General features: G+C 55.4%; 24 protein-coding genes. 15 read left to right on the top strand and 9 right to left on the bottom strand.

Going from position 1 to position 23,421, the window contains the following annotated elements:
- Positions 1-6: 6 nt before the first annotated feature.
- A complete protein-coding gene (locus AC2FJB_RS03660; protein WP_117868952.1) occupies positions 7-1,011 on the bottom strand; it encodes a GlxA family transcriptional regulator in 1,005 nt (334 codons plus the stop codon).
- A 169-nt stretch (positions 1,012-1,180) separates the two neighbouring features.
- Between AC2FJB_RS03660 and AC2FJB_RS03665 the strand changes: the two genes are divergently transcribed.
- The gene (locus tag AC2FJB_RS03665; protein ID WP_299897138.1) at positions 1,181-2,551 is read left to right on the top strand and encodes a class II 3-deoxy-7-phosphoheptulonate synthase; all 1,371 of its coding nucleotides are present in this window, start codon (positions 1,181-1,183) and stop codon (positions 2,549-2,551) included.
- 71 nt (positions 2,552-2,622) lie between these two features.
- Here the strand turns inward: AC2FJB_RS03665 and AC2FJB_RS03670 are convergent, their stop codons facing one another.
- A complete protein-coding gene (locus tag AC2FJB_RS03670; RefSeq protein ID WP_496717558.1) occupies positions 2,623-3,297 on the bottom strand; it encodes a PAS domain-containing protein in 675 nt (224 codons plus the stop codon).
- Positions 3,298-3,542: 245 nt separating this feature from the next.
- On the opposite strand from AC2FJB_RS03670, the gene AC2FJB_RS03675 reads away from it, so the two are divergent.
- The 11 genes from AC2FJB_RS03675 (at position 3,543) to AC2FJB_RS03725 (ending at position 13,991) form a co-directional block, all read left to right on the top strand.
- Positions 3,543-4,433, top strand: coding sequence for a YicC/YloC family endoribonuclease (locus AC2FJB_RS03675; protein WP_496717557.1), 891 nt, complete (start codon positions 3,543-3,545; stop codon positions 4,431-4,433).
- A 17-nt stretch (positions 4,434-4,450) separates the two neighbouring features.
- A complete protein-coding gene (gene gmk, locus AC2FJB_RS03680; protein ID WP_496717556.1) occupies positions 4,451-5,092 on the top strand; it encodes a guanylate kinase in 642 nt (213 codons plus the stop codon).
- A complete protein-coding gene (locus tag AC2FJB_RS03685; protein ID WP_496717554.1) occupies positions 5,089-5,613 on the top strand; it encodes a gamma carbonic anhydrase family protein in 525 nt (174 codons plus the stop codon). The genes gmk and AC2FJB_RS03685 overlap by 4 nt, the downstream gene beginning before the upstream one ends.
- Positions 5,614-5,641: 28 nt before the next feature.
- A complete protein-coding gene (locus AC2FJB_RS03690; RefSeq protein ID WP_496717553.1) occupies positions 5,642-6,688 on the top strand; it encodes a PAS domain-containing sensor histidine kinase in 1,047 nt (348 codons plus the stop codon).
- A gap of 183 nt (positions 6,689-6,871) precedes the next feature.
- Positions 6,872-7,912 (top strand): substrate-binding domain-containing protein, encoded by a 1,041-nt coding sequence (locus AC2FJB_RS03695; RefSeq protein WP_496717552.1) that lies wholly within the window; start codon positions 6,872-6,874, stop codon positions 7,910-7,912.
- A gap of 91 nt (positions 7,913-8,003) precedes the next feature.
- Positions 8,004-9,476 (top strand): phosphate ABC transporter permease subunit PstC, encoded by a 1,473-nt coding sequence (pstC, locus tag AC2FJB_RS03700; RefSeq protein WP_117868957.1) that lies wholly within the window; start codon positions 8,004-8,006, stop codon positions 9,474-9,476.
- Positions 9,473-10,804, top strand: coding sequence for a phosphate ABC transporter permease PstA (gene pstA, locus AC2FJB_RS03705; RefSeq protein ID WP_117868958.1), 1,332 nt, complete (start codon positions 9,473-9,475; stop codon positions 10,802-10,804). The genes pstC and pstA overlap by 4 nt, the downstream gene beginning before the upstream one ends.
- A gap of 11 nt (positions 10,805-10,815) precedes the next feature.
- Positions 10,816-11,613 carry a phosphate ABC transporter ATP-binding protein PstB gene (pstB, locus tag AC2FJB_RS03710; protein ID WP_117868959.1) on the top strand — a complete coding sequence of 266 codons (798 nt, stop codon included), beginning with the start codon at positions 10,816-10,818 and terminating at the stop codon, positions 11,611-11,613.
- 16 nt (positions 11,614-11,629) lie between these two features.
- A complete protein-coding gene (gene phoU / locus AC2FJB_RS03715; protein WP_117868960.1) occupies positions 11,630-12,331 on the top strand; it encodes a phosphate signaling complex protein PhoU in 702 nt (233 codons plus the stop codon).
- 12 nt (positions 12,332-12,343) lie between these two features.
- On the top strand, positions 12,344-13,033 hold the full coding sequence (phoB, locus tag AC2FJB_RS03720) for a phosphate regulon transcriptional regulator PhoB (RefSeq protein WP_496717551.1): 690 nt from the start codon (positions 12,344-12,346) through the stop codon (positions 13,031-13,033).
- 190 nt (positions 13,034-13,223) lie between these two features.
- Positions 13,224-13,991 carry an SDR family oxidoreductase gene (locus tag AC2FJB_RS03725; RefSeq protein ID WP_496717550.1) on the top strand — a complete coding sequence of 256 codons (768 nt, stop codon included), beginning with the start codon at positions 13,224-13,226 and terminating at the stop codon, positions 13,989-13,991.
- Here the strand turns inward: AC2FJB_RS03725 and AC2FJB_RS03730 are convergent.
- A complete protein-coding gene (locus tag AC2FJB_RS03730) occupies positions 13,988-14,857 on the bottom strand; it encodes an acyl-CoA thioesterase (RefSeq protein ID WP_496673283.1) in 870 nt (289 codons plus the stop codon). The two genes, AC2FJB_RS03725 and AC2FJB_RS03730, sit on opposite strands and share 4 nt — an antisense overlap.
- A 51-nt stretch (positions 14,858-14,908) precedes the next feature.
- Positions 14,909-16,123, bottom strand: coding sequence for a serine hydrolase domain-containing protein (locus AC2FJB_RS03735; protein ID WP_496717549.1), 1,215 nt, complete (start codon positions 16,121-16,123; stop codon positions 14,909-14,911).
- A 217-nt stretch (positions 16,124-16,340) separates the two neighbouring features.
- On the opposite strand from AC2FJB_RS03735, the gene AC2FJB_RS03740 reads away from it, so the two are divergent.
- A complete protein-coding gene (locus AC2FJB_RS03740; protein WP_496673278.1) occupies positions 16,341-16,970 on the top strand; it encodes a 2-hydroxychromene-2-carboxylate isomerase in 630 nt (209 codons plus the stop codon).
- 28 nt (positions 16,971-16,998) lie between these two features.
- Here the strand turns inward: AC2FJB_RS03740 and AC2FJB_RS03745 are convergent, their stop codons facing one another.
- Complete coding sequence (locus tag AC2FJB_RS03745) at positions 16,999-17,817, bottom strand: SDR family oxidoreductase (RefSeq protein WP_496717548.1); 819 nt, start codon at positions 17,815-17,817, stop codon at positions 16,999-17,001.
- A gap of 459 nt (positions 17,818-18,276) precedes the next feature.
- Between AC2FJB_RS03745 and aroQ the strand changes: the two genes are divergently transcribed.
- Together aroQ and AC2FJB_RS03755 are read left to right on the top strand one after the other, a co-directional pair.
- Positions 18,277-18,726 carry a type II 3-dehydroquinate dehydratase gene (gene aroQ, locus AC2FJB_RS03750; RefSeq protein WP_496673274.1) on the top strand — a complete coding sequence of 150 codons (450 nt, stop codon included), beginning with the start codon at positions 18,277-18,279 and terminating at the stop codon, positions 18,724-18,726.
- On the top strand, positions 18,723-19,478 hold the full coding sequence (locus AC2FJB_RS03755; RefSeq protein ID WP_117868967.1) for an autoinducer binding domain-containing protein: 756 nt from the start codon (positions 18,723-18,725) through the stop codon (positions 19,476-19,478). Before aroQ ends, AC2FJB_RS03755 begins: the two co-directional genes overlap by 4 nt.
- A 368-nt stretch (positions 19,479-19,846) precedes the next feature.
- On the opposite strand, the gene tsf is transcribed toward AC2FJB_RS03755, so the two are convergent.
- The 4 genes from tsf to olsB form a co-directional block, all read right to left on the bottom strand.
- A complete protein-coding gene (tsf, locus tag AC2FJB_RS03760; protein ID WP_496717547.1) occupies positions 19,847-20,722 on the bottom strand; it encodes a translation elongation factor Ts in 876 nt (291 codons plus the stop codon).
- Positions 20,723-20,798: 76 nt separating this feature from the next.
- Positions 20,799-21,599 carry a 30S ribosomal protein S2 gene (gene rpsB, locus AC2FJB_RS03765; protein ID WP_117868969.1) on the bottom strand — a complete coding sequence of 267 codons (801 nt, stop codon included), beginning with the start codon at positions 21,597-21,599 and terminating at the stop codon, positions 20,799-20,801.
- Between the two features lie 165 nt (positions 21,600-21,764).
- Positions 21,765-22,619 carry a lyso-ornithine lipid O-acyltransferase gene (gene olsA, locus AC2FJB_RS03770; RefSeq protein WP_496717546.1) on the bottom strand — a complete coding sequence of 285 codons (855 nt, stop codon included), beginning with the start codon at positions 22,617-22,619 and terminating at the stop codon, positions 21,765-21,767.
- Entirely contained in the window at positions 22,606-23,361 is a 756-nt protein-coding gene (gene olsB / locus AC2FJB_RS03775) for an L-ornithine N(alpha)-acyltransferase (protein WP_496717545.1), read from the bottom strand. Before olsB ends, olsA begins: the two co-directional genes overlap by 14 nt.
- Positions 23,362-23,421: the final 60 nt, after the last annotated feature.

The following is a 23,421-nucleotide window of genomic DNA, read 5'->3' on the forward strand; positions in this document are numbered from 1 at the left end:
TGAACTTTAGACTGACAATCTTCCACTTTGCGCACCACGCTCGCGATAGGGCGTCGTGTTGTAATGCGCCCGGTAGCATTTCGAAAAATGGCTAGGTGAGGCGAACCCACAGGCCAGCGCCACGTTGATGACACTCATGTCGGTCTGCATCAGCAGGTTTCGCGCCTTGTGCAGCCGCAATTCCATGTAATAGCGCTTGGGGGAACGGCTGAGATACCGGCGGAACAGACGCTCTAGCTGGCGGGTCGACATACCTACGTCCTTGGCCAGAATCGAGGGCGAGATCGGCTCTTCGATGTTCTTTTCCATCATCAGGATAACCTGGCTCAACTTCGGATGCCGGACACCGATTCGGGTCGGAGTTGACAGGCGCTGCGTGTCCTGATCGGTTCGGATCGAGGAATAGATCATCTGATCCGCCACCGCGTTGGCCAGATCCTCGCCATAGTCATCCGCAATCAGCTTGAGCATAAGGTCAATCGAAGAGGTGCCGCCCGCAGTCGTCATACGATTGCCATCGATCTGAAAGACGGCTTTGGTCAGTTCTACTTCATCAAATTCCTCTATGAAACTGTCAGAATTCTCCCAATGGATCGTCGCCTTCTTGCTATCCAGCAGCCCGGCCTTTGCCAGAGTATAGGCCGCAGTGCAGAGGCCACCGATCCGCAAGCCCCTTCGGGCTTCGCGCCGCAGCCAGTTCAGCACGCGTCTGCTGGTGGCCGCCTGAACGTCTACGCCACCGCAGATCAGAACAACGTCGTCGCGCTGCAGCTCTACCAGATCACTGTCCAGACTGAACTCGGTCCCGGCCGAGCAGGTTACCGTTTCACCGCCTTCTCCCAGCAACCTCCAGGTATATAGCTGCCTGTTCGCCATGCGGTTGGCGATGCGCAGACTGTCAAGCGCCGAAGCAAAGGACAGAAGAGAGAATTTGTCCAAGAGGACAAAAACGAAATTCCGAGGTGGAGCCGCAGTGTCTTCCACCGTGACAACTTGGCGTTGCTCTTGCATGGCGAGATGTCCTTACTTCGCGGCCGGACGGACGATCATCCAGCTGCTGATTTGACAGCCACCATGATCAAAGCTTGTTTACGTCGTCAAGAGGCGCAAATGGGATATGGTCACTCTTCCTTGCATTTTGTATAGAGACCACCTGAAAACTTCAGCGGAGATCAAAGCTATGACCGAATGGCAAAAATCGAACTGGCGCAGCAAGCCCCGGGTTCAGATGCCAGAGTATACCGACGCGGCCGCGCTGGCCAAGGTCGAGGCTCAGCTTTCACAGTATCCCCCGCTGGTCTTTGCCGGTGAGGCGCGGCGTCTCAAGCAACATCTGGGTGCCGCCGGACGCGGCGAAGCCTTCCTTTTGCAAGGCGGGGATTGCGCTGAAAGCTTTGAACAATTCAGCGCAGATGCAATTCGCGATACCTTCAAGGTGATGCTGCAGATGGCAATGGTTCTGACCTATGGTGCCAAGGTGCCAGTGGTCAAAGTTGGTCGTATGGCCGGACAATTTGCCAAGCCGCGCAGCGCCCCGACCGAGGTTGTGGATGGCGTTGAACTGCCCAGCTACCGCGGGGACATCATCAACGAATTGGCCTTCACGCCGGAAGCCAGGATTCCGAATCCCAACAGGATGTTGCAGGCCTACACGCAAGCGGCGGCGACGCTGAACTTGCTGCGCGCTTTCTCAACCGGTGGATTCGCGGATATGAGCCGCGTGCACGCCTGGACGCTGGGTTTTGCGGATGAACAGGACGTTCAAAAGTATTCCGAGGTGGCGGACCGTATTCAAGACACCATCGATTTCATGGAAGCGGCTGGTATTACTGCGGAAACAACGCATGAATTCTCGACTGTTGAATTCTACACCAGCCACGAAGGTCTGTTGCTGGAGTATGAAGAGGCACTGACGCGCCTGGATTCGACCTCGGGCAACTGGTTGGCGGGTTCAGGTCACATGATCTGGATCGGCGACCGTACGCGCCAGCCTGATGGCGCGCATGTCGAATTCTGCCGCGGAGTTCTGAACCCGATCGGTCTGAAATGCGGCCCGACCACCACGGCCGAGGACCTCAAGGTTCTGATGTCCAAGCTGAACCCCGACAACGAAGAGGGGCGTCTGACCCTGATTGCTCGGTTCGGAGCGGGCAAAGCTGGTGAGCATCTGCCACGTCTGGTCAAGGCCGTGAAGGAAGAAGGGGCAAAGGTCACCTGGGTCTGCGATCCGATGCACGGCAACACGATCAAATCGGCCACGGGTTACAAAACCCGCCCGTTTGATTCAGTTCTGCGTGAGGTGCGTGACTTCTTTGGTGTGCATCAGGCCGAGGGCACCATCCCCGGCGGTGTGCATTTCGAGATGACCGGTCTTGATGTGACCGAATGCACCGGTGGTGTACGCGCTGTGACCGAAGAAGACCTGTCTGATCGCTACCACACCGCCTGCGATCCGCGTTTGAACGCATCGCAGTCGCTGGAACTTGCATTCCTGGTGGCGGAAGAACTGACCAACCTACGCCGCAACGGCTCCAAACGCGCGGTAAGCTAAGCGCAACTTTAACACTGACAACAGCGGGCCATCGGTCCGCTGTTTTTTTGTTCACCGCAATCTTACGGGTTTCAATCGTCGCGTGATACCACCAGGTGAAGGTGGCCGGCAGAGCGTTTGAATTCGCGTTGTTCCTCGGCAAAACCTTCCACAGGACGGCGCGGAGTGGGCGCGGGTACCTGAATTTCAGAAACCGGTTTGATCCGTGTATCAGATAGTAAAAACCGGCGCGGTGTCTTGCCGATTGCGCCATCGGCGATCATGACCCCCAAAACACGACTGACATCCCCCAGGTCACTTTTTAGCGGCAGAAGGATCATCCGGGCCTGCATCCGCGTACGCCCCAACACGCCACCCGAGATCAGACCCAGTTCGGCAACAGCTGGGGACGCAAAAACCTGTTCCAGTATATCCTTGGTTTGCGCTCGGGCATCGGGTTGAAAGAATGCGGTCAAAGGCATCCCCCGGACTTCCATGCCCGCAAGTGTGTTCAGATGGCTGCCTGCCAGGCGAAATCGGGCCAGCCCGGGTGCTATACGTTCAAGGATAAAAGTATACTCAAGAACATTCTCTAGCCCGCGCGGGTCGATTTGAGACCGCATCGGTACGCTGTCGCCGCTCAACAATGCGGTCCAATACGCCTCGGCCTGGCGGATCGGCGATAGGCTGCGCCCACTGTCAAAGCGATCCATTGCGACGATCTTTCCAAATTCTGACCCGGAACCTGTCCCGAAAAAAGTTTTCATTTTCATTACCCTAACGTCAATTGGCCGCTATTTTCATAAAATGCAACACAATGGAAGCACCTGCGGCCCGTAAGCCATTGCTAGGGGCAGTTTGACTCGGGTTAATTCAATTTTGGAGCAATTCTTTAACGAATGGTTAACTTGCGCCAAACAAATGCATCTTCAGCAAACTCTTGCTCTGCACCAGTCAATAGCATTAGGTGCGGCACATGCTCGAAACAGCAGGGGAACAGGAAAGGGCCATCATGATCAGATCCATGACCGGGTTTGCCTCGGGGAAGGGAACTTACGGCCCGCACAGCTGGTCGTGGGAGCTTCGCAGCGTAAACGGTAAGGGACTGGACATGCGTCTGCGCGTGCCCGACTGGTTGACCGGCCTCGAAGTTTCATTGCGGGCGACCCTGTCCAAATCTCTGAGCCGTGGAAACGTGACCCTGTCGATGCGCGTGAACCGAGAGGATTCCGCACTGGAGCTGGCCTTGAACGAAGCCGCGATGGTTGCGGCCCTGACCGCTCTTGAGCAAACAGAGGCGCTGGCAGCTGCGCGCGGCATCACGCTCGCGCCGGCACGTGCGTCAGATCTCCTCGCACTCAAGGGGATGATGGATGCAGAAACCGAGGCCGACGATCCGACTCCGCTTGTTGCGCATCTGACGTCCGAATTCAAAGATCTTCTGGCCGCGTTCATAGACATGCGCAAGACCGAAGGGGAAGCTTTGGCGGCGGTCTTGAACACGCAACTGGATCAAGTCGCGGAACTGACGGCGCAAGCAGCGACGATTGCAGAGCAACGCAAGGGCAAAATGGCCGAGGCGCTGCGTGAAAACCTCGCGCGGGTGCTGGAGAATACGCAAGGCGCAGATCCTGATCGTATCGCGCAAGAGCTGGCGATGATCGCGGTCAAGGCCGACATCACCGAGGAAATCGACCGCCTGACCGCGCATGTAGGTGCCGCACGTGAGTTGTTGGCGCAGGACGGGGCCGTGGGCCGCAAGCTGGACTTCCTGATGCAGGAGTTCAACCGCGAGGCCAACACGCTTTGTTCCAAGGCGCAAAGCTCGGATCTGACGTCCGTCGGGCTGGAATTGAAAGCGTTGATCGATCAGATGCGAGAGCAAGTGCAGAACGTAGAATAAGAATGGGAACAACTGACATGGCGGACCGCCGAGGCCTATTAATCATCCTGTCTTCTCCTTCCGGCGCGGGCAAATCGACCCTGGCCAAACGGCTGATGGCCTGGGATACGGATCTGGAATTCTCGATCTCGGCGACAACTCGTGCTCCGCGTCCCGGGGAAGAGCATGGGCGCGAGTATTTCTTCTTGTCCGAGGACGAATTCAAACAGCAGGTCGCTGATGGGCAGATGCTGGAACATGCCCATGTATTTGGTAATTTCTATGGCTCTCCTGCTGAGCCGGTTCGAAACTCGATCAATGCTGGCAGGGACGTATTGTTCGACGTCGACTGGCAGGGTGAAGTGCAGATCAGAAATTCGGATCTGGGCAAGCACGCCCTGTCTATCTTCATTCTGCCGCCGTCTATCTCCGAGCTGCGTCGCCGTCTGGAAGCCCGTGGGCAGGACAGTGATGACGTTATCGGCCGACGGATGCTCAAAAGTTGGGACGAGATCAGTCACTGGGGCTATTACGACTATGTCCTGATCAACGACGATCTCGAGTCAACCGAGGACAAGCTGAAGACTATCGTAAGCGCTGAACGGATGCGCCGCATTCAGCAACCCACGTTGCAACAACACGTACGCAAGTTGCAGAATGAGTTCGAGGGATTGTCATGACCATTTACGCCTTGGGCGAGCACGCGCCGCAAATTCATGAGGACACATGGGTCGCGCCTGATGCCAATCTTATTGGAAAGGTTGTATTGGAGCAGGGGGCCTCGGTCTGGTTCGGCTGTACGATTCGCGCGGATCACGAAGAAATCCGGATCGGTGAGGGCAGCAACGTTCAGGAAAACTGCGTGATGCATATAGATGCCGGGTTTCCTTTGTCGATTGGTCGGAACTGCACCATCGGGCACAAGGTGATGCTGCATGGCTGCACCATAGGTGAAAACACGTTGGTTGGAATGGGCGCGATCGTTCTGAACGGGGCAAAGATCGGTAGGAACTGCCTGATCGGAGCAGGAGCCCTGATCACCGAGGGCAAGGAAATCCTCGACAATTCGCTTGTCATGGGATCGCCGGGCAAGGTTGTGCGCCAGCTGGACGAGGCTGCGGCACAAAGGATCACGTTCAGTGCGCTGCACTACCAAGAAAATATGCGCAAGTTTCGTGAAACCTTAAAACCTGCGCAGTAAGGCGATTGGGTTGATTGGGTTTTGAAGCATGACCGAAGACGTTCTTCAGGAAATTGTCCTTGCGATCCCGTTGCCGGCGCTGGTGGTCGATCAGACCGAACGGATCATTGCGGCGAACACGGATGCAACGTCTCTTCTGGGACAGAAAATTGTCGGGCGCCATTTCGCGACCATTTTGAGGCAGCCGCAGGTTCTGGATGCCATCGAGCAAGCCCTGACAAGCAAAAGCGCAAAAAAAACTCGTCATCTGTCCAATGATGGCGCGCAGGACACAGCGTACGAAGTTGAATGCAGATATTTGAACGGGGTAGGTGCCGCGTCCGAAGGGGCCGTCATGGTGACGTTTCAGGATACCACTCATCTGGAACATGCCAGCCAGATGCGACGGGATTTCGTAGCCAATGTCAGCCATGAGTTGCGCACCCCGCTGACCGCTTTGATGGGTTTTATTGAAACCTTGCGTGGTCCGGCACGTGAAGACCCTGCGGCACGGGATCGGTTTCTCAAGATCATGGCCGATGAAGCCAACCGGATGAACCGTCTGGTCGGAGATCTTTTGTCGTTGAACCGGGTCGAAAGCGAAGAACGTGTTCGACCCAAGCAACAGCTGGAGCTTACCGGCCTTCTGCAATCCACGATAAATTCGCTGCGGCCCCTTGCGGAAGACGCTGGCGTGGTACTGTCGCTGGACGTGACAAACGGTCCGCTTTCGATCACTGGTGACGGCGACCAATTACGGCAGGTTTTCACCAATCTCATCGAGAACGGGATCAAGTATGGCGCCAGTGGCGGCAGCGTCACCGTACGTGTCTTGCCCGCGGACAGGGATCCGGCGATGCGCGGCCCGGCTGTCAGAGTTCAGGTCATAGACAAAGGGTCCGGCATAGATGCCGTTCACTTGCCGCGCCTGACTGAGCGATTCTATCGCGCGGACAGTCACAGGTCGCGCCAACTGGGCGGAACGGGACTGGGCCTTGCGATCGTGAAGCACATCGTAAATCGTCATCGAGGAAGGCTTCGTGCGGAAAGCGAGTTGGGAAAAGGTTCTGTTTTTACGGTCATTTTGCCCAGATAGAGACCTAAGTCGGCCTTGTTCCGGCTTTCTTGGTCGTCAGCGTTTTAGCGGTTAACTCGCAAAAAAGTCCTGGTTGTCATGAAAGTGTTACACACCTGTCACAAAAGACTTACGCACGCCCCATAGGGGTGCCCGCAGGATCATCATGGGGGTGATCAAGCATACCTTTTCAGGGAGACTGAAATGTCCTTTGTAAAACTGTCGGCATCTGCGCTGGCTATCGCTGCCGTCTCGGCAACCACTGCTGCGGCGCGTGACAACGTTCAGGTTGCCGGCTCGTCGACCGTTCTGCCTTATGCCTCGATCGTAGCCGAACTGTTCGGTGAAAACACAGATTTTCCAACCCCGGTCGTTGAATCCGGCGGTTCGTCGGCTGGTCTGAAGCGTTTCTGCGAAGGCGTTGGCGAAAACACCATCGACGTTGCGAACGCATCGCGCGCGATCCGCGAAAAAGAGATCAAAGCCTGTGCCGAAAACGGTGTGACAGACATCATGGAAGTCCGTATCGGCTATGACGGCATCGTATTTGCAAGCCAGCAAACCGGGCCTGACTTCACTACTTTCGAACCTGCGGATATCTTCAATGCCCTGGGCGCAAAAGTGCTGAAAGACGGCGAGATCGCTGATAACCCTTACAACAGCTGGGCTGAGTTCAATTCGGAACTGCCCGATGTTGAAATCGCTGGCTTCATCCCGGGCACCAAGCACGGCACACGTGAAGTGTTTGAAGAAAAAGTTCTGCTGATCGGATGTGAAGAAACCGGCGCAATGGAAGCCATGATTGCTGGCGGCATGAGCGAAGACGACGCTGAAGATGCTTGTCTGGCGGTTCGCACCGATGGCAAATCGGTCGATATCGACGGTGATTACACCGAAACTCTGGCGCGTATCGACACCAACCCCAACGGCATCGGCGTGTTTGGTCTGGCGTTTTACGAAAACAACGCCGACAAGCTGAAGGTTGCGACCATGTCGGGCGTTGCCCCGTCGACCGAGACCATTTCCACCGGTGAATATCCGGTTTCGCGCCCGCTGTTCTTCTATGTAAAGAAAGCTCATATCGGCGTGGTCCCGGGCCTGAAGGAATACGCTCAGTTCTTCACTGCTGACGAAATTGCCGGTCCGTCAGGCCCGCTTGCCAACTACGGACTGGTTGCTGATCCTGAGCTGGCAAAAACTCAGGACGCCATCGCCAACGAAATCACCATGGGTTCGGGCAGCTAAGTCTGACACTGGTTTAACGCATCTTGGGGCGACGGATCAGTCGCCCCTTCATTGTCTTTTCTCATCGCAATCGAGAGTAACTGGGGGTGTCATGCCGATACTTTGGCTTATTCTGATCGTGTCTGCGATCGCCGCTGTCGGCTATATACTTGGACGCATACGCGCGTTGCAAAACGCAGGTGGTGACAGTCGGAACCTGCATTCCCTGCCCACCTTTTATGGCGCGAACGTTGCGCTGAAGACTCTTGTCCCTGCTGTCGGTCTCATGATTGTCTGGCTGTTGGCACAGCCTTTCTTTGTTAACTCGCAGGTGTCAGGCATGATACCGGAAACAGTGATCAAGGAAGGCTCTTCCCGCAGTCTGGTCATGGCGGAAGTACGCCGCACAGCCGCCGGGCTGGACAGCGCGGTCGCACAAGGCAACCTGACCGAGACTGTCGCCAGCGATGCCCATGCAGATGTCACGGAGATTACCCGGAAACTGAAGGAAGCAGGCCAGGTGGTGACGTCGGACATCACCCAGCCGGTATTGCGCGCAGCTCAGGGCTATCGGGCCATGAGCTCGACCGGCTATGTAATCATGTCCGTCGCTGTTCTCACGGTTGCTTTGATCGGCGCCGTAATGGGCTGGTTGCAAACCAACGCTGACTATCGTGCGCGCAACGTTGTTGAACAGGGCGTTAAAGCCCTTCTTCTGGCCGCCGCGTCGGTAGCCATTCTGACAACAGTGGGCATTGTCCTGTCCCTGGTTTTCAACACCTGGGAATTCTTCAAGCTCTACCCCGCATCAGATTTCTTTTTCGGCATGACCTGGGCACCCAGCTTTTCGGGCCGCGGAGGGTTGTCCGAACTCGGCATAATACCGTTGCTTTGGGGGACGCTTTACATCTCTGTCGTGGCGCTGCTGGTTGCGGTGCCGATAGGATTGTTCGCCGCGATCTACCTCAGCGAATACGCCTCGTCCCGTTTGCGGTCTTTTGCCAAACCATTGCTTGAGGTTTTGGCCGGTATTCCGACCATTGTTTACGGTCTCTTCGCGCTGTTGACCGTCGGTCCACTTCTGCTGGACGTTTTCGGTGACAATGGCCTGGGGTGGATGAAAGCCGGCACCGCCGTGATGACAGCCGGTCTGGTGATGGGGATCATGTTGATCCCGTTTGTCTCTTCGCTGTCTGACGACATTATCAATGCGGTCCCGCAGGCGATGCGCGACGGCTCATACGGTCTTGGTGCCACGCAATCGGAAACCATCCGTCAGGTCGTTCTGCCCGCCGCGTTGCCGGGTATCGTCGGCGCGATCCTTCTGGCTGCATCGCGCGCCATCGGCGAGACCATGATCGTGGTTCTCGGGGCAGGGGCCGCGGCCCGCCTCAGCCTGAACCCGTTCGAAGCCATGACAACCGTGACAGCCAAGATCGTCAGTCAGTTGACCGGCGACGCTGACTTTGCCTCCCCCGAGGCGCTGGTCGCCTTCGCGCTTGGCATGACACTATTCATTCTTACTTTGGGGCTTAACGTTTTTGCCCTGTATATCGTGCGTAAGTACCGGGAGCAGTACGAATGACCGACACCAGCATGCAAAGCCCGCAATCCGGTCGACATACGATCTCGCTCACGGCTACTGACGCGCACACGAAGAAACGGGCCAGAGCCGAAAAACGTTTTCGCGCATATGGCATCGCTGCAATTGCAACTGGCCTGTTCTTTCTGGTTGTCTTGTTTGCTTCAATCCTGTCGCAGGGGATCCCGGCCTTCCAACGCACGGTCGTCAGTGTGGATTTCACGCTGACTGAGCCGCAGAGGGACGAGGTCGAAGAGACCTTGTTCAAGACAAAGGCCTATTCCAACCTGTTCATCGCTCAGTTGAACAGTGAACTTGCTGAACGCGGAATCAGCGTTGATTTTGATGAGGCCGCGATCGAGCGTCTTTTGGGTAAAGTCGGCGGGACAATCCGGACCTTCTATTCCGAAAACCCAGATAAGCTCGGCGAGCCGGTCAGTTTCGATCTGGCGGCATCCAGCCGGGTGGACGGGTATTTCAAAGGTCGCGTGTCCCGTGATACCATGCAGGACAGCCGGTTTCTGCAAAAAAGCGACCTGGATCTGGTCGATGCGCTGGAAGAGGCAGGCATCATCAAGCAGGCATTCAACTGGCCATTCATTACTGGTGCCGACGCAGGCGTGGACAACCCCGGCGGTGCAGGCATTGGTGTCTCGGTTGTTGGATCGTTCTTCATGATGCTGGTGGTACTTTGCCTGTCACTGCCGATTGGCGTTGCTGCTTCGATCTACCTCGAAGAGTTTGCGCCGCAGAACAAGTTCACTGACCTGATCGAGGTGAATATCTCGAACCTGGCAGCGGTTCCGTCCATTGTCTTCGGTATTCTGGGCCTGGCCGTGTTCATCCAATTCATGCACCTGCCACAATCGGCACCGCTTGTCGGCGGTCTGGTTCTGACCCTGATGACACTGCCGACAATCATCATCTCGACCCGTGCGTCTTTGAAAGCGGTTCCTCCTTCGATCCGCGATGCGGCATTGGGGGTAGGGGCCTCAAAAATGCAGGCGGTGTTCCATCACGTGCTGCCATTGGCTGCCCCGGGCATTTTGACAGGTACAATTATCGGTCTTGCACAAGCCTTGGGAGAGACCGCGCCGCTCCTGCTGATCGGCATGGTTGGATTTGTTGCGCGAGGTTATCCTGACGGCTTCCTCGCGGGCTTTACCGAGCCGAACTCAGCTATGCCCGCCCAGATCTATACATGGGCCGCACGCGCTGACGCCGGCTTTTACGAGAAGGCGTGGGGTGGGATCATCATCCTTTTGATGTTCCTGCTGACCATGAATATCATCGCAATCATCTTGCGCCGCCGCTTTGAACGCCGCTGGTAATAGGGGCTGAAATGAACGACATGACACGAGTGGAGAGATCCGTGGACTCCAAAGACATCAAGATTGACGCCAAGAATGTTCAGGTCTTCTACGGTGAGACCCATGCCATTAAGGACGTGAGCGTTGAAATCGAAGACAAAACCGTCACGGCCTTCATCGGTCCTTCCGGCTGCGGCAAGTCCACCTTCCTGCGCTGCCTGAACCGGATGAACGACACCATAGATATCTGCCGGGTTGAGGGCGATATCCTGCTGGATGGCGAGGACATCTATGACAAGCGTGTCGACCCAGTACAGTTGCGCGCCAAGGTCGGAATGGTGTTCCAAAAGCCCAACCCGTTCCCCAAGTCGATCTATGATAACGTCGCTTATGGCCCGCGCATTCACGGCATGGCCAGAAATAAGGCGGAACTGGATGAAATCGTGGAAAAATCCTTGCGCCGTGGTGCAATTTGGGATGAGGTCAAGGATCGTCTGGATGCACCTGGAACGGGCCTGTCCGGCGGCCAGCAGCAGCGTTTGTGCATTGCCCGTGCGGTTGCCACCGAACCCGAAGTTCTGTTGATGGACGAGCCGTGCTCGGCCCTTGACCCGATTGCAACCGCACAGGTCGAGGAACTGATCGACGAATTGCGCTCGCGGTATTCGGTGGTGATCGTCACCCACTCGATGCAGCAGGCTGCGCGTGTCAGTCAGAAAACGGCCTTCTTCCACTTGGGAAATCTGGTTGAATTCGGCGAAACCGGACAGATCTTTACCAATCCGGTCGATCCGCGCACGGAAAGCTACATTACCGGCCGTATTGGCTAAGCACAGGTATCTGACAATGAGCGAACAACATATTGCATCTGCATTTGACCGCGATCTTGAAGCGATCCAGGCGCATATCATGAAGATGGGCGGGCTAGTCGAGGCCGCCATCATAAACGCGGCGCGCTCGCTTGAAACACGCGACGAAGAATTGGCGCAAGAAGTGCGCAAGGGCGACAAAGCCATCGACGCGCTTGAAGAGCTTATTAACGAAGAAACTGCCAGGTTGATTGCGTTGCGTGCGCCCACGGCCGGTGACTTGCGACTGATCTTGTCGGTTCTGAAGGTGTCCGGCAACCTTGAGCGCATTGGCGACTATGCCAAGAATATCGCCAAACGAACCACCGTTCTGGTCAATGCGGGCGAGATCACTGGAAGCGCCGCCGCTCTGCGCCGTATGGCCCGCGAGGTCGAACGGATGCTGCGTGATGCGCTTGATGCCTATATTCAGCGCGATGCAGAACTGGCCACAGATGTCATCAACCGCGATGAAGAGGTCGACCAGATGTATAACGGCCTGTTTCGCGAATTTCTGACTTTCATGGCCGAGGACCCGCGCAATATCTCGGCCTGCATGCATCTGCATTTCATCGCCAAGAACATTGAACGTATGGGCGATCATGTAACCTCGATTGCCGAACAGGTTGTGTATCTGGTCACTGGCGACCGCCCGACCGAGGCTCGGCCCAAGGCCGACAACACGTCGCAAACCGTGTAGGAGGCGAGTGAGATGTCCGCAGATCAACCTACCGTTCTGGTTGTCGAAGATGAAATGGCTCAGCGTGAAGTTCTGGCCTACAATCTTGAAGCTGAAGGATTTCGGGTCTCCAAGGCCGCCAACGGTGATGAGGCCATGTTGTTGGTTGACGAAGACAGTCCGGACATCATCGTTCTGGACTGGATGATGCCCAATCTGAGTGGCATAGAGGTCTGTCGTCGTCTGAAAAGCCGCCCGGATACACGTTCAATCCCGATTATCATGCTGTCGGCCCGGTCCGAGGAAGTGGACAAGGTTCGCGGTCTTGAAACCGGGGCGGATGATTACGTGGTCAAGCCGTACTCAGTGGTCGAGTTGATGGCACGCGTTCGCACGCAATTGCGCCGCGTCCGTCCGGCGACTGTTGGTTTGCGCCTCGAGTTCGATGACATCGTTCTTGATTCCGAAACACACAAAGTCAGCCGGGACAACAAACCCCTGAAGCTCGGGCCGACCGAATTCCGGCTTCTCAGCACATTTATGGAAAAGCCGGGCAGGGTCTGGAGCCGCGAGCAATTGCTGGACCGGGTTTGGGGCCGCGACATCTATGTCGATACCCGAACCGTCGATGTGCATATCGGGCGTTTGCGTAAAGCTCTGACGCAATATGGTGGGAATGACCCAGTGCGAACCGTTCGTGGCGCAGGATACGCGTTGGGGTAGCTACTTGGTGTGGGCTTATAACGTGCAAACCATTTGAATTTTGACAGGAGTCGTATTTAATTTGTAAATCCACCATGCTTCAGCAGAAAGACGTATAATCGGTATTATGGTTAAAGTTGTCGACTTGTAACTTGTCTGCAAAGTGAACACTCTGGCCAGACCACGCAAGTTACTTGTTTTGGAACGTGCTATGCAGATCAGAAATAAAACTGTCGTTGTTACCGGCGCCGCTGATGGTATTGGCAAGGGTTTGGCGGAACGCTTTGCACAAGAAGGTGCGCGTGTCATCTGCTCGGATATAGACAAAGCCGGAGCGCATGCGGTCGCAAACAAAATTGATGGCGTTGCATTCACTTGTGACGTTTCCAGCGAAGATCAGATCAGGACGTTGATCGATTTCACCGAAAACACTGTTGGCCCAATTGATCTGTTCTGCGCAAATGCCGGTATCCTGACTCTTGGCGGTCTGGATGTTCCGGACGATCAATGGGAAAAGATTTGGAAAATCAACGTGATGTCGCACGTGTGGACCGCGCGACATCTGGTGCCTCGCATGATCGGTCGCGGCGGCGGTTATATTTTGACAACGGCGTCTGCAGCGGGATTGCTGAACCAACCAGGTGCAGCGCCATACGGTGTCACGAAACATGCAGCGGTCGGATTTGCTGAGTGGCTGTCGCTGACATATGGCGCCAAAGGTCTGCGGGTTTCGGTTCTTTGCCCTCAGGCGGTTCGGTCGAAGATGACTGAGGGACACGAGGTTTCAGTAGCATCGATCGACGGAATGCTGGAGCCCGAAGACGTCGCGGAAGCCTGCGTTCAAGCCATCCGATCCGAACGGTTTCTGGTTCTTCCACATCCGCAGGTTCTGGATTATTTGCGGCTCAAAGCGGCTGATTACGACCGCTGGCTGGGCGGAATGTGTAAATTGAATCTAAAATTTACGCCGGATATTTAACGTTTTCTCTGAGCCTTCCGCATAAGACCTTCCTGAGCCACCGACGCGACAAGGGTTCCGTCTTCCGAGTAGATCGACCCACGATTGAAGCTGCGTCCCTGCCCCGTCCATGGGGAATCCATCACATACAGATGCCAGTTCTGAAATTTCACGGGTGCATGAAACCACAGAGCGTGATCCAGGCTGGCGCCGTTGAACTCTCCGGAAAACCAGCTCAGTCCGTGAGGTCGCAAACCCGACGACATGAGGTTCATATCTGACGCATAGGCCAAAAGAAGATGTTGAGTTTTCGCGTCCGCAGACGCGGCAGCCGCCATGCGAAACCAAGTTTTGTTGTGGTCGTCCGACACTTCGGGGTTGAACGGATCCAGATGATCCACCTCCCGGACTTCGATCGGGCGTTCACGCAGAAGTTCACTGCGAAATCCTTCAGGCACGCGATCAACATATGCTTGTCGAAGCTCGGAGCGGGATGGGTATGTCTGGGGTGGATTCACAGTTGGCATCGGATGCTGATGCTCCCAACCTTCATCCTGAACGTGAAAGGATGCCGACATGTTCAGGATCTGTTTGCCATTCTGAATTGCGACGACGCGGCGGGTAGTGAACGAACCTCCGTCACGCGCTCTATCCACCTGATAAATAACGGGCTTCTCCGGGTCTCCGGGTCGGATGAAATAGGCGTGCAGGGAATGGCACAACCGGTCATCTACGGTTCTGTATGCAGCGGCCAAGGCCTGCGCAATGACCTGACCGCCGAAAATCCGGGTTGGTGTTTCTCCACCCGATCCCGTGCCGCGGAAAAGATCGACCTCAAGCCGTTCAATATCCAGAAGATCCAGTAAGATGCGTTCCGCTTCGGTCATTGTTTGCTCTCAGCCTGATTACTCGAGACCCGGGTATCAGCACGAGCAAGATCATTCAATCATGGCGGCGTGCACCAATGCCTTGAGTTCAGCACGGGATGGATAGGAACTGGACGGCGACAATTGAGTAAAGAACACAGCCGTCAGGTCGTTCTCCAGGTCGTTCCAGAAATAGGTCGAGGCCATGCCACCCCAACTGAAATCACCAACTGATCCGGGCACACGCACCCGACCCGGATTCAGAACAATCGATCCGGCAAGGCCAAATCCCATGCCTTCCATGGGTTGTTCCGCAAAGCTCTTTGGACCCATCGAGGCGATATCACCCGGCAAGTGGTTACGCATCATGAAGTCCACTGTTTTTGGACCAAGCAATTGATGGCCATTTCCGGCCCCTCGATTACGTAGCATCTCGACGAATTTGGCATAGTCGTCGATTGTGGACACCAACCCACCGCCACCTGAAAAGGTCGTCGCGTTCTCGAATGGCGAGCCCTCGTGAGAATCGATCAATCGTAGTGTATCGCTTCCTTGGTCGAGCGAGTTCAACGCCATCGCGTCGCCGACCAGCGGGGTGTAAAGGGATGCGAACCTGTCCCCTGCCCCGGCTGGTACTGAAAACCCGGTTTCGCCCATCCCGAGGGGAGCCAAAATTTCCTGCCGGAAGAATTGATCCAAAGCCTGTCCCGAGACGACCTCGACAACGCGTCCAATCACGTCGGTTCCGACAGAGTATTCCCACCGTGTTCCGGGTTGGAATGCCAATGGTAACTCTGCCAGTTCACATACGAGATCTCTCAGAGGCCCTTGATCTGGTTTGAAGATTAGACCCTTTTCATCCATCGCGTCCGGTAGAATCCCGGGATTGAACGGATAGCTGAGACCACTGGTGTGGGTGAGTAACTGATGTAGAGTTGGGGGTGCTGCGTCTTCGGTTTGATCCAGCTTTTCTGCGCCGGGCACCAAAGCCTGTATCTGTTTAAACTCGGGAAGGAAATCGGACAGAGGCGCGTCGAGGTGAAACAGTCCACGTTCCGCCAACATCATCAAAGCAACAGAAGTGACGGGTTTGGTCATCGAGTAAATGCGCGCCAGCGTGTCGCGTTGGAACGGCAGATTGTCCTCAACACTGCGTAGACCGCTCGAGTGGAAAAAAACCTCTTCTCCCTTGTGCTTTAGCAAAAAGGACGAGCCTGCATATTTACGCTGCTCTACATAGCTGTCCATCCAGGTGCAAAGCCGGCTAAGCCGCGTTTGATCGAACATGACTTGTTTTCGAAGCATTTTTTTGAGTTCCGCCAGTTGTTGACCAATATCGTGCATGCGTGGGGCCTGAAACAACAGCAGATCCCGGGCTGAATTGAACGGTTAAATAAGCAGAGCCAAGAGGCACGTCTTTCATCCAAGTGATACAGTGAAACCGATACAGATTCGCTTGTAAATTGTTGGATGGGGTCATGCCGGACCGGCCTGGAGGGACATCATGACGCAAAACATAGATTTCGTTTACGATTTTTGCAGCCCAAATGCCTTTCTGGCCCACAAGATGCTGCCAGAGCTGGCGGCGCGGCATAGTGCCAAGATCAATTATACCCCAGTCCTTCTGCCTGTTGTTTTCAAAGCCACGCACAACCAGAGCCCATTTCAGGCGTTTTCTGAGAACCGTCAGAAAACCGCTTATCTTACCCATGACCTGCATAGGTTCGCGCGACGTCGCGGGCTGAGCTTCCATATGAGCCCGCATTTTCCGATAAATACAAAATTCGCGATGCGTGGCGCCCATTTCGCCAGAGGAAAATCATGGGAAATCCGATATATAAGCGCCGTTTTTGATGCGATTTGGGTGCATGGACAAAAAGCTGACGAGTTGGCCGTTCTCGTCGATATTCTGCAAGAAAACGAACTGCCGGTTCGCAAGCTGCGCGAAGCCATGACGAGTCCTGAAATCAAACAGAACTTGAAGGATCAGACCAAAGCGTTTGTTCGTCGGGGCGTTTTTGGTGTTCCCAGCCTGTTTTACGGATCCGAAATGTTCTTTGGCAAAAACAGCTTGCCGAACCTGGAAATTGAGCTGTCGAGAAACAAGAAGCGAAGTAAAACCAATGCGTTGTGAAAGGTCTTGGTTTCAAACGCAGCCTCCCTCAAAAGGCGTCAGCGAAGATATTGCCTGACGTTACAACGTTGATCCCACCTGAAACCGGGATAACCGAACCGGTGACATAACTGCCGCCGCGCCCGCATAAAAACAGCATACACCCCGCTATATCTTCATCACAGCCAACACGCCCAAGAGGCACTGACTTACCGACCTTTTCGCGCTTGCCCTCGTCCGCTGTCGCAAAGGCTGTCATCCGCGAAACGAACGGTCCCGGAGCCAGCGCATTGACCGTCACGTGGTAAGGCGACAATTCCTTGGCCAGGATTTTGGTTAGATGCAGAACAGCGGCCTTCGAGGCTGAATAGCTATAGGCGCCATCCCCAATGGGAACCTCTCCCATCACAGAGCCGACGTTTACAACTCTCGCCGGATCGTCTGCTGTGCCAGACTCCATCAACATCGGCAGTAGCCTCTGGGTTAGCTCGAATACTCCGGCCACGTTGACCGACATCACCTTTTCCCAGGCGTCATGCGGAAACTGCCCCAAGGGAGCACCCCAGGTCACACCGGAGTTATTCATCAGAATATCAAGAGTTTCAGTGCGTTTCTGAATGTCCGAAACCAGTTTGGCGATGCTGGCCTCGCTGCCGATGTCTCCGGCAAATCCTTCGGCACTTCCGGGTGCTTCCAGCGCATTCAACTCGGCGGCGGCCGCGATACATGCGTCCCCGTTTCGGGAGGTAATCAAAACACGTGCACCGGCCCTGACCAATGCTTCAGCGGCCATTCGCCCGATACCCGTGGCGCCGCCAGTTACCAATGCGGTTTTGCCGGGCAACGAGAAAAGGGTATCCGGTGTCATTGTCATGCTCCTCAATCAAGTCTGGTTTTGTCTGCATTCTGACCCGGTTCGAAGGCCTGTTGCCGACACGGCAATCTACCGTTCACTGCATTGGCACGAACCCGGGTTGCACAAAAAATTTTACACAACAATCTACAGTCTCATCGGAGACGGTTTGCAAGTATTACTCAGCGTCGCGCAGGGCCGCCCGAAAATCCTGGAAAGACCCTAGTTGCCGAACCTGAAATCGATCAAAGAGAACCTGAAAACCTGTTTTCCCGCCAATGGAAGACCAAGAGAAAAAGCATGGCCCACGTTCACAGGGATACACGGTGTTTTCGGGTGGGATGTTTGAACTCAGTTTTTTCGACCATCACGAGTTCTGTTTTCTGAGCAACTGACCGGATGCAATCCGGCAGTGTCAGGTAGACAACCCGGCCTTTTCGTGTCTATGAACCATAGTATGGGGATAGTGAAAACATGCATAACGTCTTGGTATTGAATGGCCCAAACCTCAATCTGCTTGGTACACGGCAGCCCGAGGTTTACGGCGACACAACATTGCACATGATCGAGGACCGCTGCGTTCAGCATGGGGCGTCGATAGGGCTGGATGTAACGCATCTGCAATCCAATCACGAAGGTGTGCTACTTGACGCTATTCATGCGGCCCGTGGTGTGCAAAGCGGCTTGATACTGAACGCAGGGGCGTTCACGCATACGTCGATTGCCCTCATGGATGCCATTGCATCAGTAGAGTTACCGGTTGTCGAAGTGCATCTCTCCAATATTCATGCCCGAGAAGCCTTCCGGCACAGGTCCTATGTAGCCTCTGTTGCATTGGGTCAGATCTGTGGTTTCGGTGCCCAAAGCTATATTCTGGCGCTGGACGCGCTCGCAGCTCATCTGAAAGCAGGCAACTCGACATGAAGCTCAAGGAATATCTTCAGTTTGTCAGCTACGCTAAGACCCTGGAAGACCTGTGGGATGCACATTGCCGCCAGATGGGTGAATTCGGATTTTCCCGCCTGATCTATGGCCATACGCAATACAGGACGGAGACGTCTCTGGGCGATCCCGAAGATTTCGTAATTCTGACAAACCACAAACGGGCCTATGTCGACGGTTTCATCAAGGATGGGCTTTATTTTCATGCCCCGATGTTGAAGTGGGCGTTGGACAATGAAGGCGCTGCCAGCTGGAAAATGCTGCAAGACATGAACTCGGGCGGAACGATGACCGCGAAGGAGCGCGAAGTTTTCGATTTCAACAAGTCCATGGGTGTGGTTTCTGGCTATACCGTCAGCTTCAACTCAGTTTCCATGCGCTCGAAGGGAGCGATTTCTCTGGCTGCTGCCAATGGGCTAAGCCAGGAAGACGTGGATGCGGTCTGGGAAGAACACGGCGACGACATTCTACTTATGAACAATGTCGCCCACCTGAAAATACTGACATTGCCGTTCCATCCGCCAAACCGAGCACTGACCAAGCGACAACGCGAAGCGTTGCAGTGGGTCGGAGACGGGAAAACCACTCAGGATATCGCGCTGTTGATGGGACTGACATCTGCAACTGTAGAAAAGCATCTGCGACTCGCGCGAGAGGCTCTCTCGGTCGAAACGACGGCGCAGGCGGTTCTCAAGGCGTCTCTGCACAATCAGATGTTCATTATGGAAGTATAACCGCAATATTTTGACGCTATCCCGCGTCAGTTTACCTTAGGTAAGGAAATCACTACTTTTCAAATCAAACCTAAAAGTTGCAAAGTGAGAGTGTTCCGTGAGTGGTGGCTTTAGCCAGGGAACATTTGGTTGGATCTTTGCAATAACAAAGCTCTCCGATCACTCTGACAAGGGGGGCGCTTATTTGTCCGCGTGCCGGTGTCGGAAATTTTGGGGGGCCTCGACCATCCCCATCATGCGGGGCCCTCCAATTCTTCTATAGATCGCTGGGGTATTCTGTTTGCCAACAGCAAAAGAAAAAGGGTCACGCCATGCGTAACCCTTTAATTTTATTGGAAAATGCCGCTTTCGGCAATTTCCTGTGCCACTTAGCCTTGAGCGGCCTTGGCGACCTCGGCTGCGAAGTCTTCTTTCTCAACCACGATACCTTCGCCAACTTCCAGGCGGATAAAGCCGGTGATGGTCGCGCCGGCCTCCTTGGCCGCTGCTTCGACGGTCAGGTCAGGGTTCACGACAAACTGCTGGTTCAGCAGAGTCGATTCCGCGACGAATTTCTTCATACGACCTTCGATCATCTTTTCGATCACCTGCTCCGGCTTGCCGGATTCGCGGGCGATGTCCATCTGGACCTGCTTTTCTTTCTCGACAACTGCCGGGTCCATGTCCGCTTCGGACATGGCCGCCGGGTTCACGGCTGCGATGTGCATTGCAACCTGTTTGCCGATTGCTTCGTCGCCACCGGTCAAAGCAACCAGAACGCCGATTTTTCCCATGCCGTTGGTGGCCGCATTGTGGACGTAGGACACAACGGTGTCGCCCGACAGTTTGGCCATGCGGCGCACCGACATGTTCTCGCCAATCGTGGCGATCTTGTCGGTCAGGGTGTCTGCAACGGTTTTGCCGCCCAGATCAGCTGCCAGCAGCTCTTCTACGTTGTCTACGCCTTCAGCCGCGTAAGCAATCTTGCCGACCATATCCTGGAATTCCGCGTTTTTCGCGACAAAGTCGGTTTCCGAGTTCACTTCGACAGCAACACCGTTGCCATCGTTGACGTGCACTGCAACCAGACCCTCTGCTGCGGTACGGCCGGATTTCTTGGCCGCTTTGGCCAGACCCTTGGTACGCAGCCAATCAACGGCTTCGTCCATGTTTCCGCCGGTTTCGGTCAGCGCCTTTTTTGCGTCCATCATGCCTGCGCCGGTCGAGTCGCGCAGTTCTTTAACCATTGCTGCTGTGATTGCCATCTCTTGGCTCTCCTCAATTCAAACGGAATTGGGGCAGGTCTACCCTGCCCCATATGTCATTTACGTGACGGGCAGCTTACGCTTCGGCTTTCGCTTCCGGAGCGGCTTCTTCTGCGGGTGCTTCTTCCACAACGGCTTCCTCAACCGGCGCTTCTTCGAATGCACCCAGGTCAACACCTGCTGCGCCCATCTGAGCGGTCATACCGTCCAGAGCCGCGCGTGCGGCCAAATCGCAGTACAGAGAGATTGCGCGGGCTGCGTCGTCGTTACCGGGGATGATGTAGTCGACACCGTCGGGTGAGCAGTTGGTGTCGACAACAGCCACAACCGGGATACCCAGTTTGTTGGCTTCGGCGATGGCCAGTGCTTCTTTCTTGACGTCGATGACGAACAGCAGATCAGGAACGCCGCCCATCTCACGGATACCGCCCAGCGATGCCTGCAGTTTGCCCTGGTCACGTTCCATGCCCAGACGCTCTTTCTTGGTCAGGCCTTCGGCGCCGGATTCCATTGCTTCGTCGATCTGGTTCAGACGGTTGATCGACTGGGAAACGGTTTTCCAGTTGGTCAACGTACCGCCCAGCCAACGGTGGTTCATGTAGTACTGAGCCGACTTTTCTGCGGCCTCTGCAATCGGCTGAGCTGCCTGACGCTTGGTGCCAACGAACAGAACGCGGCCACCTTTTGCAACGGTGTCACGAACGGCCTGCAGAGCTTGGTCCAGCATTGGAACAGTCTGGGTCAGGTCCATGATGTGGATACCATTGCGTGAGCCGTAGATGAACGGGCCCATGCGGGGATTCCAACGCTGTGTCTGGTGACCAAAGTGAACGCCAGCTTCCAGCAGCTGACGCATGGTGAACTCGGGAAGAGCCATGCTATTTTCCTTTTCCGGTTTACGCCTCGGCGGGGGTGAAAGAAGCGGATGCTCCAACCGGCGGGCCAGATAGGGATGTCTCCCCTACAAAGCCCAAACCCCGCCTGCGGGTTTGAATGGCGCGCGTATACGGCAGGTTTGGACGCAGTGCAAGGGTCAATGCCCTTATTTTTCAAGCCGCGCCAATGCATGAGCGTGGCGCACCGCCGCTTCGCAATGGGCCGCCAGTTCCTTGCGGTTGACGAAGTCCCTGACCCGGGCCGGCGAATGATAGATCAGTTCAACGGATCCTTGTCTGCGCGCACCCAAAGTCTTGAGCAGGTGCGGCGCGAAATCCATATCGCCCCACCAGCCATAGAAACGGTCAGGCTGACCTTTCGGTGCGTGGAACACCACCGAAACCGGTTGAACATACATGAAATCACGCAATTCTTCTGAAAAGAACGCGGCAAAGAGTGTTGTTTTAAAGGGTAAAACACGCAATCCGTCGGTCGAGGTGCCCTCGGGGAAGAACAACAATTTATGTCCGGCCTTGAGCCGCTCTTCGAAGATCGCCGTCTGCTCGCGCGCCTTTTTGCGATCCCGCTCGATGAATAAGGTCCCGGTGGCCCGTGCCAACCATCCGATACCCGGCCAGTTTGCAACTTCTGCCTTGGACACGAAGTAGACTCTCTTGCGGGCGTTCAAGGCAAAGATATCCAGCCAGGATGTGTGGTTGGCGACAACTGCACCGTGCTCCTTCATCAACGCTCCCGAGCAGTGAAATCCAATTCCAAGGATGCGAAGCGCGTTTCGGCACACGAACTGGCTGATAAAAGGTGTAACAGGGCGGTGAACGCCAAAAAACGGCAACTCGATCAGTCGAATGGCCAACAGAACAAGCAGACCGCCGAACACAAGGATGGCCAAAGGCAATCCCCTCAGTAAAACGAGTATCCAACCGACAAATCCCAGTTCGATTGGGTCCGGCGCTTCCTCACTGTTCCAAAGCGGATCATTCACCGATTCAAGCTCCGCCATAGATGCGCTTCTGCCGCTCGTTCATACGGGTCGTATCCAGGACCAGGCACACATCGGTGGTGTTGAAGTCGTGATCGATGAACGCCCCCTCGCCAACGAAACCACCGAGCCTCAGATAGGCTTTGATCAGGGCTGGAACCTGCACCATGGCGCTGCGACGATCCAATGCGTCCGGTGCGACAAGATCCATGGTCTGAAACACGCTCGGCTGAGCCCTCACCCGCAGGTCTGGCGGCGCCAGATGATTGTGATGCAGCATGGACAATGGCTGGGCCAGTTCCTGCACATCCGTGCCATGAAAACTGGCGACACCGAACAGGATTTCGATCTCACGCTCGGCCACATACCGAGAGAGACCATTCCAGAGATGATACATCGCCGTACCGCCACGGTAGTCCCTGTGCAGGCACGACCGGCCCAGTTCCAAGAGCTTGCGGCCACTTTGCTTGAGAACGGTCAGATCGTATTCGTCTTCGGAATAAAACTGCCCCAATTCTGCCGCACGATCGCCCGGTAACAGCCTGTAAACGCCGACGACTTCCCCTGTCGCGTCATCAAGGGCCAGCAAGTGATCGAAGTAAGGATCAAACCGGTCACGTTCCAACCCAGTCACATGATCGATCAGCTCGCCCCCGCCGCCGAGTTCACGCACGAACACGTCATAGCGTAACCGCTGCGCGGCGTGCAGTTCGTCTTGAGTTTCCGCCAATTTGATCGTGAACGAGGGGCCAGCGTCCGGCATGTCTGACTTATCGATCCTATGTTGTCATCGCGGCTGATACCCCAGTTCTTCAGGGGAAGG

The sequence above is a fragment of the Ruegeria sp. CDSC085 genome (assembly GCF_059610465.1).

Bases quoted from the DNA above. Each gene is read 5' to 3' on its own strand.
- AC2FJB_RS03660 (WP_117868952.1), bottom strand. From the start codon at position 1,011: ATGCAAGAGCAACGCCAAGTTGTCACGGTGGAAGACACTGCGGCTCCA.
- AC2FJB_RS03665 (WP_299897138.1), top strand. From the start codon at position 1,181: ATGACCGAATGGCAAAAATCGAACTGGCGCAGCAAGCCCCGGGTTCAG.
- AC2FJB_RS03670 (WP_496717558.1), bottom strand. From the start codon at position 3,297: ATGAAAACTTTTTTCGGGACAGGTTCCGGGTCAGAATTTGGAAAGATC.
- AC2FJB_RS03675 (WP_496717557.1), top strand. From the start codon at position 3,543: ATGATCAGATCCATGACCGGGTTTGCCTCGGGGAAGGGAACTTACGGC.
- gmk (WP_496717556.1), top strand. From the start codon at position 4,451: ATGGCGGACCGCCGAGGCCTATTAATCATCCTGTCTTCTCCTTCCGGC.
- AC2FJB_RS03685 (WP_496717554.1), top strand. From the start codon at position 5,089: ATGACCATTTACGCCTTGGGCGAGCACGCGCCGCAAATTCATGAGGAC.
- AC2FJB_RS03690 (WP_496717553.1), top strand. From the start codon at position 5,642: ATGACCGAAGACGTTCTTCAGGAAATTGTCCTTGCGATCCCGTTGCCG.
- AC2FJB_RS03695 (WP_496717552.1), top strand. From the start codon at position 6,872: ATGTCCTTTGTAAAACTGTCGGCATCTGCGCTGGCTATCGCTGCCGTC.
- pstC (WP_117868957.1), top strand. From the start codon at position 8,004: ATGCCGATACTTTGGCTTATTCTGATCGTGTCTGCGATCGCCGCTGTC.
- pstA (WP_117868958.1), top strand. From the start codon at position 9,473: ATGACCGACACCAGCATGCAAAGCCCGCAATCCGGTCGACATACGATC.
- pstB (WP_117868959.1), top strand. From the start codon at position 10,816: ATGAACGACATGACACGAGTGGAGAGATCCGTGGACTCCAAAGACATC.
- phoU (WP_117868960.1), top strand. From the start codon at position 11,630: ATGAGCGAACAACATATTGCATCTGCATTTGACCGCGATCTTGAAGCG.
- phoB (WP_496717551.1), top strand. From the start codon at position 12,344: ATGTCCGCAGATCAACCTACCGTTCTGGTTGTCGAAGATGAAATGGCT.
- AC2FJB_RS03725 (WP_496717550.1), top strand. From the start codon at position 13,224: ATGCAGATCAGAAATAAAACTGTCGTTGTTACCGGCGCCGCTGATGGT.
- AC2FJB_RS03730 (WP_496673283.1), bottom strand. From the start codon at position 14,857: ATGACCGAAGCGGAACGCATCTTACTGGATCTTCTGGATATTGAACGG.
- AC2FJB_RS03735 (WP_496717549.1), bottom strand. From the start codon at position 16,123: ATGTTCGATCAAACGCGGCTTAGCCGGCTTTGCACCTGGATGGACAGC.
- AC2FJB_RS03740 (WP_496673278.1), top strand. From the start codon at position 16,341: ATGACGCAAAACATAGATTTCGTTTACGATTTTTGCAGCCCAAATGCC.
- AC2FJB_RS03745 (WP_496717548.1), bottom strand. From the start codon at position 17,817: ATGACACCGGATACCCTTTTCTCGTTGCCCGGCAAAACCGCATTGGTA.
- aroQ (WP_496673274.1), top strand. From the start codon at position 18,277: ATGCATAACGTCTTGGTATTGAATGGCCCAAACCTCAATCTGCTTGGT.
- AC2FJB_RS03755 (WP_117868967.1), top strand. From the start codon at position 18,723: ATGAAGCTCAAGGAATATCTTCAGTTTGTCAGCTACGCTAAGACCCTG.
- tsf (WP_496717547.1), bottom strand. From the start codon at position 20,722: ATGGCAATCACAGCAGCAATGGTTAAAGAACTGCGCGACTCGACCGGC.
- rpsB (WP_117868969.1), bottom strand. From the start codon at position 21,599: ATGGCTCTTCCCGAGTTCACCATGCGTCAGCTGCTGGAAGCTGGCGTT.
- olsA (WP_496717546.1), bottom strand. From the start codon at position 22,619: ATGGCGGAGCTTGAATCGGTGAATGATCCGCTTTGGAACAGTGAGGAA.
- olsB (WP_496717545.1), bottom strand. From the start codon at position 23,361: ATGCCGGACGCTGGCCCCTCGTTCACGATCAAATTGGCGGAAACTCAA.